Annotated in this window: 13 protein-coding genes; 10 read left to right on the forward strand and 3 right to left on the reverse strand. The window is 54.7% G+C overall.

The window, feature by feature from the left end; genetic code table 11:
• Window positions 1-42: 42 nt before the first annotated feature.
• The 10 genes from hisD (at window position 43) to DFP94_RS15485 (ending at window position 10,760) form a co-directional block, all read left to right on the forward strand.
• Window positions 43-1,353, forward strand: coding sequence for a histidinol dehydrogenase (gene hisD / locus DFP94_RS15435; protein WP_114497366.1), 1,311 nt, complete (start codon window positions 43-45; stop codon window positions 1,351-1,353).
• Window positions 1,340-1,951: an imidazoleglycerol-phosphate dehydratase HisB gene (gene hisB, locus DFP94_RS15440; RefSeq protein ID WP_114497367.1), complete on the forward strand. Its 612-nt coding sequence runs from the start codon at window positions 1,340-1,342 to the stop codon at window positions 1,949-1,951. Before hisD ends, hisB begins: the two co-directional genes overlap by 14 nt.
• The gene (gene hisH, locus DFP94_RS15445) at window positions 1,952-2,665 is read left to right on the forward strand and encodes an imidazole glycerol phosphate synthase subunit HisH (protein WP_114497368.1); all 714 of its coding nucleotides are present in this window, start codon (window positions 1,952-1,954) and stop codon (window positions 2,663-2,665) included. It abuts the gene before it with no gap.
• A gap of 47 nt (window positions 2,666-2,712) precedes the next feature.
• Window positions 2,713-3,456, forward strand: a complete 744-nt coding sequence (gene hisA, locus DFP94_RS15450; RefSeq protein WP_114497369.1) for a 1-(5-phosphoribosyl)-5-[(5-phosphoribosylamino)methylideneamino]imidazole-4-carboxamide isomerase — start codon at window positions 2,713-2,715, stop codon at window positions 3,454-3,456.
• A 21-nt stretch (window positions 3,457-3,477) separates the two neighbouring features.
• Window positions 3,478-4,236 (forward strand): imidazole glycerol phosphate synthase subunit HisF, encoded by a 759-nt coding sequence (hisF, locus tag DFP94_RS15455; RefSeq protein ID WP_114497370.1) that lies wholly within the window; start codon window positions 3,478-3,480, stop codon window positions 4,234-4,236.
• Window positions 4,233-4,925, forward strand: a complete 693-nt coding sequence (gene hisIE / locus DFP94_RS15460) for a bifunctional phosphoribosyl-AMP cyclohydrolase/phosphoribosyl-ATP diphosphatase HisIE (protein ID WP_114497371.1) — start codon at window positions 4,233-4,235, stop codon at window positions 4,923-4,925. The genes hisF and hisIE overlap by 4 nt, the downstream gene beginning before the upstream one ends.
• Before the next feature lie 22 nt (window positions 4,926-4,947).
• Entirely contained in the window at window positions 4,948-5,781 is an 834-nt protein-coding gene (gene hisJ, locus DFP94_RS15465) for a histidinol-phosphatase HisJ (protein WP_114497557.1), read from the forward strand.
• Between the two features lie 703 nt (window positions 5,782-6,484).
• Complete coding sequence (locus DFP94_RS15475; protein ID WP_425459260.1) at window positions 6,485-8,266, forward strand: tetratricopeptide repeat protein; 1,782 nt, start codon at window positions 6,485-6,487, stop codon at window positions 8,264-8,266.
• Between the two features lie 141 nt (window positions 8,267-8,407).
• Window positions 8,408-9,364 (forward strand): thioredoxin-disulfide reductase, encoded by a 957-nt coding sequence (gene trxB / locus DFP94_RS15480; RefSeq protein WP_114497373.1) that lies wholly within the window; start codon window positions 8,408-8,410, stop codon window positions 9,362-9,364.
• A 250-nt stretch (window positions 9,365-9,614) separates the two neighbouring features.
• Complete coding sequence (locus DFP94_RS15485) at window positions 9,615-10,760, forward strand: stalk domain-containing protein (RefSeq protein WP_245954887.1); 1,146 nt, start codon at window positions 9,615-9,617, stop codon at window positions 10,758-10,760.
• 79 nt (window positions 10,761-10,839) lie between these two features.
• On the opposite strand, the gene DFP94_RS15490 is transcribed toward DFP94_RS15485, so the two are convergent.
• Genes DFP94_RS15490 through DFP94_RS25545 form a run of 3 tightly spaced genes read right to left on the reverse strand, consistent with a single transcriptional unit; the run spans window position 10,840 to window position 13,352 of the window.
• The gene (locus tag DFP94_RS15490; protein WP_114497375.1) at window positions 10,840-11,442 is read right to left on the reverse strand and encodes a response regulator transcription factor; all 603 of its coding nucleotides are present in this window, start codon (window positions 11,440-11,442) and stop codon (window positions 10,840-10,842) included.
• Window positions 11,439-12,608, reverse strand: a complete 1,170-nt coding sequence (locus DFP94_RS15495) for a sensor histidine kinase (protein ID WP_342768257.1) — start codon at window positions 12,606-12,608, stop codon at window positions 11,439-11,441. The genes DFP94_RS15490 and DFP94_RS15495 overlap by 4 nt, the downstream gene beginning before the upstream one ends.
• 6 nt (window positions 12,609-12,614) lie before the next feature.
• Entirely contained in the window at window positions 12,615-13,352 is a 738-nt protein-coding gene (locus tag DFP94_RS25545) for an ABC transporter permease (protein ID WP_181873179.1), read from the reverse strand.
• Window positions 13,353-13,354 lie beyond the last annotated feature (2 nt).

Below are 13,354 nucleotides of genomic sequence, written 5' to 3' on the forward strand. Positions count from 1 at the left end.
AATGAAATTCTAGCAATGACGGATGCCGGGGAGGGCTGCAGGATGAAAATAGTAAAAGTCGAGGAGTTTGATCTGCGGCGGGAGGTCGAATACGGATCGGCGGAACAAAATGAGGCGGTCCGGACCATCGTTTCGGATGTGAAAAAAGAAGGGGATGCCGCGCTGCTGCGTTATACGGAGAAGTTCGACGGCGTATGTTTGGAGCCGGCCGGACTTCGGGTTACGCAGGAAGAGCTGCAGGCGGCATACAGCCAAGTGGAGCCGTCGTTCGTCGAGGCCATTTCGGCGGCCGCGGCCAATATCCGCGCTTTTCATTTGCGGCAGAAGCGCAACTCCTGGATGGACTTGCAGCCCGACGGCAGTCTGCTCGGGCAAATCATCCGGCCGCTCAAGCGGGTAGGCGTGTATGTACCTGGCGGCAAAGCCGCGTACCCTTCCTCGGTGCTGATGAACGTTATTCCGGCACAAGTCGCCGGCGTGCCGGAGATCGTGATGGTCACGCCGCCGGCCACCGGCGGGAAAGCGGGCATCGACCCGTATATTCTCGTCGCGGCGGCCGAAGCCGGCGTGCACGAAATTTACCGGGTCGGGGGGGCTCAGGCCGTAGCCGCGCTGGCCTATGGCACGGACACGATTGAGCCGGTCGATAAGATCTGCGGACCGGGCAACATTTACGTAGCGCTGGCGAAGCGCGAGGTGTACGGCGTGGTCGACATCGACAGCATCGCCGGTCCGAGCGAGATCGCCGTGCTGGCGGACGACAGCGCCGATCCCGCCTATGTGGCGGCGGACCTGCTGTCCCAGGCCGAGCATGACGAAATGGCGTCGGCGATCCTCGTGACGCCGTCCGAGGCCTTTGCGAAGGCTTGTCAGGCGGAGGTAGAGCGCCAACTGGCGGAGCTGCCGCGGCGGGACATCGCGAGAGCCTCGATCCGGGATTACGGTGCCGTCATCCTGGTCGATTCCGTGGAAGCGGGGATCGGGGTGATCAACAAGCTGGCGCCGGAGCATTTTGAGCTGATCGTGGAGGAACCGATGGCTTATCTCGGGTTGATCGAGAACGCCGGGGCGATCTTCCTCGGGCCGTACAGCTCGGAGCCGGTGGGCGATTATTTTGCCGGACCGAACCATATTATTCCGACCAACGGCACGGCGCGGTTTTCGTCGCCGGTCGATGTGGACGATTTTATTAAAAAATCGAGTCTGATTTATTACAGCAAGGAAGCGCTGCTGCAAAACGGCGCGACGATCGTGGAACTGGCGCGGCGGGAAGGCTTGGAAGGCCACGCACGAGCGATTGAGATCCGGCTGCTTAAAGAAGGAAAGGCGGGGACGAACAATGACAACCAATAACTCGGAAGCAAGGGAACGCCGCGCGGAGATCAGCCGCAAAACGAATGAAACGGACATCAGGCTGCAATTTGCGGTCGATGGCACCGGTCAATCGGAGCTTCAAACGGATGTGCCGTTTTTGAACCATATGCTGGACTTGTTCACGAAGCATGGACATTTTGACCTTTCGGTACAAGCTCATGGGGATATCGATATCGATGATCATCATACGGTCGAGGATATCGGCATCTGCCTGGGGCAGTGCCTTCGCGAAGCGCTTGGCGACAAGCGCGGCATCAAGCGCTACGCTAGCGTATTCATCCCGATGGATGAGGCGCTTGCGCAGGTGGTCATCGACGTCAGCAACCGGCCGCATTTTGAATATCGCGCCGAGTATCCGTCCGACCGTGTGGGTAGCTTCGATGTCCAACTCGTTCACGAGTTTCTGTGGAAGCTGGCGCTGGAGGCGCGGATCACGCTGCATGTGATCGTGCACTACGGTCAGAACACGCATCATATGATCGAAGCGGTGTTCAAGGCGCTCGGACGGGCCATCGATGAGGCGACGAGCCTGGATCCGCGCGTGACGGGCGTGCCGTCGACGAAGGGAGTGCTGTAGGTGACGATTGCAATTGTCGACTACGGCATGGGCAATTTGCACAGCGTCAGCAAGGCCGTCGAGCGGCTCGGTTACGAGGGGCTCGTCACCGGCGGCGCTGACGCCATCCTGGGCGCGGACGGCGTGCTGCTGCCCGGCGTTGGCGCTTTCGGCGACGCGATGGAGCATCTGCGCGCGTCGGGGCTGGACGCCGTGGTGCACCAGGCGGCCGCGAACGGTACGCCGTTGCTCGGCATTTGCCTCGGCATGCAGCTGCTCTTCAGCGAGAGCGAAGAGCATGGGCGGAACGAGGGCCTCGGCATTTTGCCGGGCAGGGCGGTGCGTTTTGGCGGCAGTGGTGCGGGTAGCGCTCTAGGCGCAGGCACAGACGCCGGTGAAGGCGGCATCAGCGCAGGCTCTGCCACTGGCGCACTTGGTGCCCCGGGCGGCCTGAAGGTGCCGCACATGGGCTGGAACCGGCTGGCGTTCCTGCAGCCGGATAGCCCGCTCCTGGCGGGCCTGGAGGAAGGACATGTATACTTCGTCCATTCCTATCACGTACTGCCGGAGCGCCGGGAAGATCTGCTGGCCGTTACGGACTACGGCCACCCGGTCACGGCCATCGTGGGCCGCGGCAATGTGTACGGCATGCAGTTTCACCCGGAGAAGAGCGGCGAGCTCGGGATGGCGCTGCTGCGCAATTTCCTATCGCTGGCTGAGCGGGATAATAACTAATTTAACTTATAATATTATCTTCATAGAAAAGAACGGGAGGAAGAAACATGTCTTCATTCGTGATATACCCGGCGATCGATATCCGGGGCGGGAAATGCGTACGTCTCGTTCAAGGGGATTATGCTCGCGAGACGGTGTACAATGAGAACCCCGTGGAGGTTGCCCGCTCTTGGGAAGCGCAGGGCGGCAGCTTCATCCATCTGGTCGATTTGGATGGGGCCAAAGCCGGGCACCCGGTGAACGATGCGCTGATCGGCGAGATCGCCCGCAGCGTGCAGGTGCCGGTTCAGATCGGCGGCGGTCTGCGGACCTTGGCCGATGTCGAGCGGCTGCTCGGGCTCGGCGTCAGCCGGGTCATTATCGGCACCGCGGCAATTGAAGACCGCGCGTTTACCGAAGCCGTGCTTGGCACCTATGGCGACAGGGTCGCCATAGGCATTGATGCGCGGAACGGGTACGTAGCAACGCGCGGCTGGCTCGAAACCTCCGAGGTGCAAGCGGAAGTGCTCGCGAAGGAGCTGGCCTCCAAAGGGGCGGAGACGTTCATCTTCACCGACATTTCTCGCGACGGGATGATGCAGGGGCCGAACGTGGAAGCCATTCGTTCGTTGGCGCAGGCTTCCGGACGGACGGTGATCGCTTCCGGCGGCGTAACGGTGCAGGACGACCTTTTGAAGCTGGCCGCTTACGCCGATCAAGGCATCGGCGGGGCGATTGTCGGCAAAGCGCTTTACACCGGCAGCATCGACCTTGCCGTGGCGATCGAGGCCATTTCAACGGCAGTGAAGTAGAGAAGGGGAGTTGAGAGGACGATGCTGGCAAAACGAATTATTCCTTGCCTCGACGTCAAAGACGGCAGGGTTGTAAAAGGCGTTAATTTTGTCAATCTTCGCGATGCCGGGGATCCGGTTGAACTGGCGGCATTATATGACCGCGAAGGGGCGGACGAGATCGTTTTTCTCGATATTTCCGCTTCGAATGAAGGCCGGGCCACGATGATCGAGGTCGTCCGGCAGACCGCCGGCGAAATTGCCATTCCGTTCACGGTTGGCGGCGGCATCTCCCAGGTGGAGGATATGAAACGCATTTTGCGGGCCGGAGCCGATAAAATCGGCATCAACACGGCGGCCGTTCTGAATCCTCAGCTAATTTCGGACGGCGCGCGGCGCTTTGGTTCCCAATGCATCGTCGTGGCGGTGGACGCCAAGTTCAACCCCGCCTGGGGCGAGTGGGAAGTTTACACGCATGGTGGACGCAAGCCCTCGGGAATCAAGGCGTTGGAATGGGTAAAAGAAGCCGAGTCACGGGGCGCTGGCGAGATTTTGCTGACGAGCATGGATGCCGACGGCACCAAGGACGGATTTGACCTGCCGCTGACAAGCGCAGTAAGCCGTTCGGTAGGGATTCCGGTCATCGCCTCCGGAGGCGCGGGCAAGCCGGACGATTTTTATGAAGTGTTTACGGAAGGACAGGCGGATGCCGCGCTGGCGGCGACGATTTTTCATTATAAAGAAATTGCTGTACCGGATTTAAAGCGGGACCTGAAGTCCAGAGGGGTGGAAATACGATGACACAAAACCAATCGCTGCAGCTTTCTCTGCCGCTGGAGGCACTTGTGCAGGAAATCAAATGGGACGCGCACGGACTGGTTCCGGCCATCGTTCAGGATGAGTCCAGCAAGGAAGTATTGATGCTCGCCTACATGAACCGGGAATCTTTAGGCAAATCGGTAGAAACGGGCCAAACGTGGTTTTGGAGCCGTTCCCGCTCGGAGCTTTGGAACAAAGGCGCCACTTCGGGCAACACCCAGCAAATCCGCGCCCTGCGCTACGATTGCGACGGAGATACGTTGCTGGTGGAAGTGGACCGTCAAGGCCCGGCTTGTCATACGGGAGAAGACACTTGCTTTTTCCGTACGGCGGCGCAAAACTCATCGCCGGAGCAAAGAACAAATAGCGGCAATCGTTTTGCGGTGCTGGACGAACTGGAGCGTCTGATCGGAGACCGCTACGCGGAACGCCCGGAAGGCGCGTATACCACGTATTTGTTCGATAAAGGCATCGATAAAATTTTGAAAAAAGTCGGCGAAGAGACCACCGAATCGATCATCGCGGCGAAGAACGGTGATAACGACGAGCTGCGGTACGAGGTTAGCGACTTGATCTATCACCTGCTGGTGCTGCTGCGCGAACGCAACCTGCCGCTGGACGACATCATGCGGGAACTTGAGCGGCGTCATGAACGGCCGCGCCGGGATTAAGCGGAGAACGGGGGAACACAGCATGCTGATCGATTACCATACCCACCACGCCCGCTGCGGGCATGCCGTCGGGTCGCTGGAGCAGTACGTACAACGCGGGATTGAGATCGGACTGTCCCAAATCGGACTGTCCGATCATATGCCGCTATTGCACGTTGATCCGGTTGCATATTATCCGGAAATGGCTATGCCGATGGAAGAACTGCCGCGTTATGTGGAAGAGGCGTTTGTCCTCAAGGAGAAATACCGAGGTCAGATCGACGTCAGAGTAGGCCTGGAAGGCGATTACATCGAAGGCTGGGAAGAGCAGATCGGGCGCATCATCCAGGAGTATCCTTGGGATTATGTCATCGGATCGGTTCATTTTCTCGGCGAGTGGGATGTTTCGGACTTCCGGCAGGTGCATAACTGGGAGGGCCAGGATGTGTTTGCCGTGTATGAACGGTACTATGATGCGGTAACCAAAGCGGCACGGACGGGGTTTTACGACATCATGGGTCACCTTGATGTGATTAAGCGCTTTGGCAATCGGCCGGACCCGGCAAGGGACGCCGAGACGATCCGGTTGGAGCGCCAAGCCCTGAGCGCAGTCAAGGCGGGCGGCGTTGCGATGGAGCTGAATGCGTCAGGGCTGTCCAAGCCCGTGGCGGAGATGTTCCCGAGCCGCCGGATGCTGGAGGCTGCCGTGGAGATGGGCATTCCGTTCACGGTCGGCTCGGATGCGCACGATCCGCTCAAGCTGAGCGAGCATCTGGACACGGCGCGAGCGTTGCTGTACGAGCTAGGCGTGCGCGAGCTGGCGACGTTCGAGGGACGGCGGCGGACGATGGTACCGTTGGAGTCTGTGAAAGTATAGTCATGAGGGAAGCCACCTGTTTAGGTGGCTTCTTATATCGATTATGTAATTGAAGTTTTTTAGAACTGATTATTTGATATTACAGATGTCACTCGCCGTGGATATTCTCAATCTGCCAATAGAAACCGTATTGCATAATAATTGTTGTTGATCTGAGAATTTTACAATTACAGTTGATTCTTTTTATCCCAGTAAATACTTTTAAATACATTTGCACTAGTGGAGCGGGTCTCTTCATTTGCGATTCGAAGTGCCTTCTCACTACTCATTGGAGGAATTGAATACCAATAATTTATTCCTTCCCTTGCTAATAAATACCCACAAACTATAGGTATGAGCAGTAGCCCAATCTTTAATAATGGGACTAGAGAAGCAATAAATCCTATTTGAAGTTTAAAAGGATATGGTGGAACAACTGGAGTTTCAGAGTCAATTATTGAATTTCTTTGCCCTAGTCTAAAGTTTAACACCATGAAAAAAACGAATAACCCCCAACCCCCAAAAGTAAAATATATCCCCGTAAAAAAACACAATAGAGCATATCGGCCGTTTTTCACAAACTTCCCTCACTAGGAAATATCCATTATTTCCTATTCGATATTTTCGCCGAATATCCTTCAAACGTGGCAGTTCCGCTAAAAATCCGATATTTTCCGTGAGTATTTCCCGTGGGAGGACAGCTTTCACTATGGTATACTGTGAGATGGAGAATAAAGACTTGAAGATAGATAGGGAGGTGCCTTGTTTGAAAGAGAAAAGGGAACCCGGGGAGAAGCGGGGAAATGTATTGCCGATCTCTATGGACGCGGGCTTTTTCTTTGAGCGGGCTGTCTCTTCATTGGACCGTTATCACTACGACAAGGCATTAAAATATTTTCGCAAAGCTGTGGAGTACGAGCCGAACAATCCGGTGAACCATTGCAATATGGCGGGGATTTTGTCGGAAATGGGGGACTACGAGGCGTCTAACGCAGCGCTGGCCCTCGTTCTGGAGGAGATCGACCCGAATATGACGGAATGTTATTTTTATATGGCGAATAACTATGCGAATATGGATATGTTTGAAGACGCGGAAAAGGCGCTGGTAACGTACCTGGAGGAGGATGCCAGCGGCCAGTTTCTGACGGAAGCGGAAGAGATGATGGACTTGCTCCAATATGAGTTGGAACGTCCGACGAAGCTGAAGAGCATCAAAGCGATGGAAGGCGTGGTCGAGCACGACCGGGCCCGCGAATTGCTGGAAGAGGGCAAGTTTACGCAAGCGGTAACGTTACTGAAGGATATCGTGGATAAGCATCCCGAATTCCATGCGGCCCATAACAACCTGGCACTCGGTTACTATTATCTTGGCCGGTTCCAAAAGGCGATGGAGACGATCGGCGAGGTGCTGGAGAAGGATCCCGGGAATCTTCACGGATTAAGCAATCTGGCGATCTTTTATCAGCATGCGGGGAACGAAGAGGATGTAAGGGAATTGACGGATCGGCTGCGGAAGATCGTTCCTTTCCATCATGAACATGTATTTAAGCTGGCGACGACGATGGGGATTCTGGGCGAGCATGAAGCGGCTTTCGGGCATTTTAAGCGTCTGCTTCGGGATAAAGAGATTGAACGCGATCCCTCCCTGTACCATTATGCGGCTGTAGCGGCGTATCATACGCAGCGGTTCAAGGCGGCCAAGACATTATGGCATCAGGTTAAAAGGCTGGATCCGGCAAGCGGGGTTGCCGACTTTTATTTATACAGGCTTGAAGAACGAGAAGCCTTGGACGATTCCGGCGAAGGGCGTTTTCCAGTCAGCTATCATTATCATCTTCCTTTTGAGGAACAGTTTAAACAATGGGAAACCTCGCAGGAGAGCCTGACCCCCGAAATTACGGGGAATCCGCTGGTGCGGTCGTCCTTTTTCTGGGCGCTGCGCCATGGCGATGCCAAGACTAAACTGCAGGTGATCCAGGCGTTCGGCCTGATCGCCGACCGGGAAGTGGAGGAGGCGCTTAAGGCCTTCCTATTAGAGCCGGAGGAAGACCCGTATTTGAAAGATATCGCTTTGTTTGTCCTGCGCAATCTTGGGGTCAACAATCCGTTGCCGGTCAGTTTCGGCGAGAAGACCAAGCTGGTGGACCCCAGCCGGGTTGCCTCGGGTTTGCCGGTATGGAAAAGCGAGTGGCAGGCGGTCGTTGATTTGGCGGCAAAGCAACTGAAACGAAGCTTTGATCTGCAGCAGCAACATGATCTTGAAACGTTATGGGCGGAATTTTTGACTCTATTATATCCGGATACCCCGGAAATTACGCATATTGAGGGATGGGCCGCCGCGCTGGAATATTTAACGGCCAAGATCCACCGCCGTCCGGTCACGTATGAAGCGGTTGCGGAACGTTATGGCATTTCCGCTTCCACCGTACGCCGTTATACCCGCCGGATCGACGAGGTTTGCGGGGTTAAAGAGAAAATCGAAACGATATTTCCTTCCGTACAATAACTGTATCTGAAACGGGTAAAGCAAGTCCAACTTGGGTAAAACTTAGTATAAGTGTGTGTTCAGAAGGCCGAATTCTAACGAAAGAAGGCCTTTTTGAATATCTTCTTTAGGTGTGAGCTACATATTCAAGGAGGAGGCGCCATGTATAAATCCATTGTAATCGGAACCGGTCCGGCCGGTTTGACGGCGGCTATTTATTTGGCCCGCGCAAATTTGAATCCGCTCGTAATTGAAGGAGTGCAGCCCGGAGGCCAGTTGACGACAACGACCGAGGTGGAGAACTTCCCGGGATTCCCTCAAGGCATTCAGGGACCCGAGCTGATGGACAATATGCGGAAACAGGCCGAGCGTTTTGGGGCGGAGTTCCGCAGCGGCTGGGTGGAGCAGGTTGATTTTTCGGTCCGGCCGTTTAAAGTAAAAGTTGAAGGCGGGGACGAACTGGAGTCCGAGACAGTCATTCTTTCGACGGGAGCCTCGGCCAGATATCTCAGCATTCCCGGCGAGCAGGAAAATGTCGGCCGCGGGGTCAGCACCTGCGCGACTTGCGACGGATTCTTCTTCCGAGGCAAGAAAATCATCGTTGTCGGCGGCGGGGATTCTGCGATGGAAGAAGCCAGTTTCCTGACGCGTTTTGCATCCACCGTCACGCTGGTGCATCGGCGGGATGAACTGCGCGCCTCGAAGATTATGCAGGATCGGGCGCGAAGCAATGAGAAGGTGCAATGGGCGCTCAACCGGACGCCGCTTGCCGTCGTCACGGATGAGAACAGCACGGTGAAAGGGTTGAAGGTGCGGAATAACGCCACGAACCAGGAAGAGCTAGTCGAAGCGGACGGCGTCTTTGTGGCGATCGGGCATACCCCGAACACGAAATTCCTGGGCGACGCCATTCACACCGATGATCACGGCTATATCATTGTGAAGCCGGGCACGACGGAGACGAACATTCCGGGCGTATTCGCCTGTGGCGACGTGCAGGATACGCGCTACCGCCAAGCCATTACGGCTGCGGGATCGGGTTGCATGGCCGCTATGGACTGCGAGAAGTATCTTGAAGGCAGCATGGTGCATGATTGGAGCGAGACGTTGAACCCGTAAACAGCGGATGACAATTAAACAAATGCCTTTCCCAAAATCGGACGACCAGGCCGTAAGGGGAGGGCATTTTTTAATGCAGCCGGAGGTTCCAGGGTAGTAACGATGGATGTGAATTGTTATGCTGACGGTTGCGGAAGCTAACTTTTTCCAGTTTGATGCGTCTATAGAAATGAATGCGTAATCGCTAGTGATGGTTGCAAACAAGGGAACATACTGTTTTTTAAAGAGAGGAGAATGAAGTTTGAAGAAAATGCTGGTGTTCATTATCTTAGCCTTAGGCTTGGGGGTGACGATTCAATCGCCAATCTCCGCCACGGCTGCGAAGGATATCAAAGAAACATCCGCCAAACAGGTGGAAATCAACGTGAATGGGGAGTCCGTGCGTACGGACGTATCTCCAATACTTAGTAAGCAGAGCGTACTCATCCCGATCCGAAGCCTTTCGTCTTTAGGCCTGACCTATACGTGGGATGCGGCTTCCCAATCCGCTATCATACATAATAAGGAGCGCGATGTTTTAAAAATTACAGCCAACAGCCGGACTGCCTATAAAAACGGGAATGTCCTTGAAATGTCGGTGCCAGCCCGGAGCCAAGAGGGACGCGTGCTGGTTCCCATCCGCTTTGTCACCGAGTCTTTAGGCTATCAGGTTCGTTATGAAGCTGCCGGAAAAATCGTATATATTGTTTCGAACGAGGAGAAGAACGAATCCGTGGGGATCGACCTGAAAAATTACTTTTCGTCTGAGATAACCGTGCAGAAGGAAGAAGCGGGCAACAAGATGATTTGGACTATCGGCGATATCGTCGTCCGGATGGAGAAAGTGAAAACGGTCGGCGACGAAGCGGCTGAATCCAAGTATGTCACGGATGCCATCGTCTTGGAAAACAAGGATAAAGTTTATCCGATCAAATTTGCCAAGAGACCGAGCGAAGTTTCCTCCATCTCGTTATCCCCTGGCGGCGACTACTTGGCTTTGTCCGTTTTTTATAACAATGTGGGTCACAAGGTCATCATCATAAATGTAAGTACGGGAGAACAAGTTGTACTAAATGAAATGGTGTCTGCCGGGCGTGAAGGCGCGGAAACGATCCACGCTTACAATTGGTCGCCCAAGGGGAATGTGCTGGCCTTCGCCTACGGGAATACAAGCGAGAGCAAGCTCGGCGTATATGATTTTGACAAGCAGGTGTTCGTGAAAGTATCCGAGGCTAATAGTTATATCAGTACCGCGTTTGTATTATGGAACAAAAACGGGGAAATCGTGGACGTGATTAGCGAACAGCCTTCGGATCAATATAAGATGTACAGATATAGCCTGAACGATAAATCCGTGAAGTCTGTAACCGTTGTGAAACGGGAGAAATTGGAACAATTTTCGAAATTCAGACCTTAGCCATGTTGGAAAAGAGAAGCGCCGCCGAAACCTCACTTCGGCGGCGCTCGCTATTTAATCCGGCAGGCTCTTCTCTCGTTCATATCCAGCCCTTCTCTTCGGCGAGACGGACCGCTTCAATCCGGCTTTTCACCTCAAGCTTGTTCAAAATTTCCGAAATATAATTGCGCACGGTGCCGTAGGACAAGTGCAGGTTCTGCGCGATTTGCCCCGCGCTATGCCCTTCGGCCGCCAGCCTCAGGATGTCTTGCTCCCGGGCGGTTAGCGGGTTTTCTTCCCGCAGGCTACCGAACACGAGCTCCGGCGACACCTCCAGGTGGCCAATCATGACGCGGCGGATGGCTTCGGCCAGCTTGTCGCTGGACTCGTCTTTGAGCAGGTAGCCACGGATGCCCGCTTTGGCCGCCCGTTCAAAATAACCGGGCCGGGCGAAGGTCGTCAGGATGATGACCCGGGACGGAGAGGCCTCAGCCTGCAACTTTTCCGCGACGTCAAGACCGCTCAAACGCGGCATTTCGATATCCATCAGGCAGACATCGGGCTGCAGCAGCTTGATCATCGAGAGCGCTTCGGCTCCGTCCGCTGCCTGTCCAACCACTTCAAAATCGTCCTCCAAATCAAGCAATGAGGATAGCGCGCCGCGTAGCAGGCGTTGATCTTCCGCGATGACAATGCGAATCATGCGGATTCACCTTCTTTCTGTTCTTTAACCACGAGCGGGACGGAGACCTGTAGTTTTGCCCCTTTTCGTTCGCCGGCGGGGGACAAGGTGAGCGAGCCTTCAATCAGGGACAGGCGTTCAGCCATTCCTTTCAAGCCGTTGCCGTGTCCGTGGGTAGCCGTGGCGGAACCGGGCAGCCCGGGGGCAAGACCGATTCCGTTATCCTGAATCGATACCCGAACGTCTGCGTCGGTTCTGCCGAGCGTGATAATGCAGCGGGATGCTCCGCTATGCTTCACGATATTGGTTACCGCCTCTTTAATGCAGAGGCTGAGGATGTTTTGCGTCAAGTCGGATACATCTTCAAGCACGGTATCTCCTTCGATGTCGAAGGAAATATCGGCCGTGCGCAGGATTTCCCCGGCTTCCGCCAACTCCTCGGCTACGGTCACGGCGCGCATATCGGAGACGAGCTCCCGCACTTGCCGCAGCGCGGCCCGGGAAGTCCGCTGAATTTCCTGAGCTTCCGCCCGGGCGCGTTCCGGATCTTTGAGCGCCAGCTTTTCCACGAGCTGGCTTTTCAACGTGATCAAGGACAGCGTATGGCCTAGCGTGTCGTGCAGGTCCCGTGCGATCCGCATTCGCTCTTCCCGCTTGACCAGCTCTTTGATTTGCTGATGGGCCTGATCCAGCTCCTGCTCCAAACTCTGTCTGCGTACCATGGAACGTATGCCGAAAGGTGATGCTACCATAATGGTAAAGAATGGGAGGGTAAAGACGAAATCATTCAGGGACATGCTTCGTACTACAAGGAATAAAGGGATAAGCTCAATTGCGGCAAAAGCAATCATAGCCATGTTGAATTTACGGTGATCGGTGTACCAGCCGATAAAATTGGCCGTGAAGAATCCCATGTATAAATTGTATGGATTATAAAATACGCAGAGCAAGACGATCAGAGTCATCTGCAGGGCGAGCCAACAGGAGAAGGCTTTTCCAGTGACCATATAAAGCTGACGATAAGTCACTACGAATAACGCGATCATCGCGTAGCCGAGAAACAGCTTGAGGCCGGTCTCGTTCCGGATGTTAAAAACGGGCAAGGCAATATAAATCAGCCACATGTAAGGGAACAAACCGTATTTTTTGGGGAATAGCGTGAACGGTTTTCGTGACGCCATGGCCATGTTAAACTACACCACTTCCTGTTTTTTTCTGATATACGTGGATAGTATCATAAACAGGATGAGATAGCCCAGCAAAATCAGGATATTGCTCCAGTCCGGCGCGTGACCGCGGATAATTTCCCAGGCCCCGTTGCCGAAATTGTAGGAGGGCAGCCATTTACCGATATGCTGCATGAGCTTTGGCATGATCTCTATCGGCATCCACATGCCGCCCGTCACCGCGAGAGCCAAATAAATAGCATTGCTGACGCCGCTGGCGGTATCGACCCGCTTCATCGTTCCTACTAATGTACCGATTGCCAGAAAGGGAAGGGAACCGGCAAGAATCCATAGAACGCTGTAAACCCAGGTTAGCGCGGGGAGCGAGACGCCATTGATCAGAACGCCGGCCAGGAAAATAAACACAATGGAAATCAGGTGCATGACGGTCTGGCCGAACATTTTTCCGAAGAAATAGACCGGTCCCGGCAATGGCGTTACCCGCATGAACGTAGTCCAGCCCTGCGTGCGTTCCTGCACCAGCCGGATGCCGAGCGTCATGATCGCCGAGCCCATCACGCTGAACGTGGTCATCGACATGAGATAGTGTGCCGCCCACTCCGCCTGATTCTCTCCTCCCGTATTGACGACCCGGGTGAAGATGAAATAGAACATGATCGGCATAAGCAGGGACCAAAATACATAGTAGGGGTTGCGAATTACCCGCAGCAATTCGGCTCTGCACTGTTTTATTAGGATCTTCATCA

The sequence above is a fragment of the Fontibacillus phaseoli genome (genome assembly GCF_003337355.1).
Taxonomy (GTDB): domain Bacteria; phylum Bacillota; class Bacilli; order Paenibacillales; family Paenibacillaceae; genus Fontibacillus; species Fontibacillus phaseoli.

What these genes read in the sequence shown, in the direction of transcription:
- hisD (WP_114497366.1), top strand. Translation starts at nt 43, where the DNA reads ATGAAAATAGTAAAAGTCGAGGAGTTTGATCTGCGGCGGGAGGTCGAA.
- hisB (WP_114497367.1), top strand. Translation starts at nt 1,340, where the DNA reads ATGACAACCAATAACTCGGAAGCAAGGGAACGCCGCGCGGAGATCAGC.
- hisA (WP_114497369.1), top strand. Translation starts at nt 2,713, where the DNA reads ATGTCTTCATTCGTGATATACCCGGCGATCGATATCCGGGGCGGGAAA.
- hisF (WP_114497370.1), top strand. Translation starts at nt 3,478, where the DNA reads ATGCTGGCAAAACGAATTATTCCTTGCCTCGACGTCAAAGACGGCAGG.
- hisIE (WP_114497371.1), top strand. Translation starts at nt 4,233, where the DNA reads ATGACACAAAACCAATCGCTGCAGCTTTCTCTGCCGCTGGAGGCACTT.
- hisJ (WP_114497557.1), top strand. Translation starts at nt 4,948, where the DNA reads ATGCTGATCGATTACCATACCCACCACGCCCGCTGCGGGCATGCCGTC.
- DFP94_RS15475 (WP_425459260.1), top strand. Translation starts at nt 6,485, where the DNA reads ATGGAGAATAAAGACTTGAAGATAGATAGGGAGGTGCCTTGTTTGAAA.
- trxB (WP_114497373.1), top strand. Translation starts at nt 8,408, where the DNA reads ATGTATAAATCCATTGTAATCGGAACCGGTCCGGCCGGTTTGACGGCG.
- DFP94_RS15485 (WP_245954887.1), top strand. Translation starts at nt 9,615, where the DNA reads ATGCTGGTGTTCATTATCTTAGCCTTAGGCTTGGGGGTGACGATTCAA.
- DFP94_RS15490 (WP_114497375.1), bottom strand. Translation starts at nt 11,442, where the DNA reads ATGATTCGCATTGTCATCGCGGAAGATCAACGCCTGCTACGCGGCGCG.
- DFP94_RS15495 (WP_342768257.1), bottom strand. Translation starts at nt 12,608, where the DNA reads ATGGCCATGGCGTCACGAAAACCGTTCACGCTATTCCCCAAAAAATAC.
- DFP94_RS25545 (WP_181873179.1), bottom strand. Translation starts at nt 13,352, where the DNA reads ATGAAGATCCTAATAAAACAGTGCAGAGCCGAATTGCTGCGGGTAATT.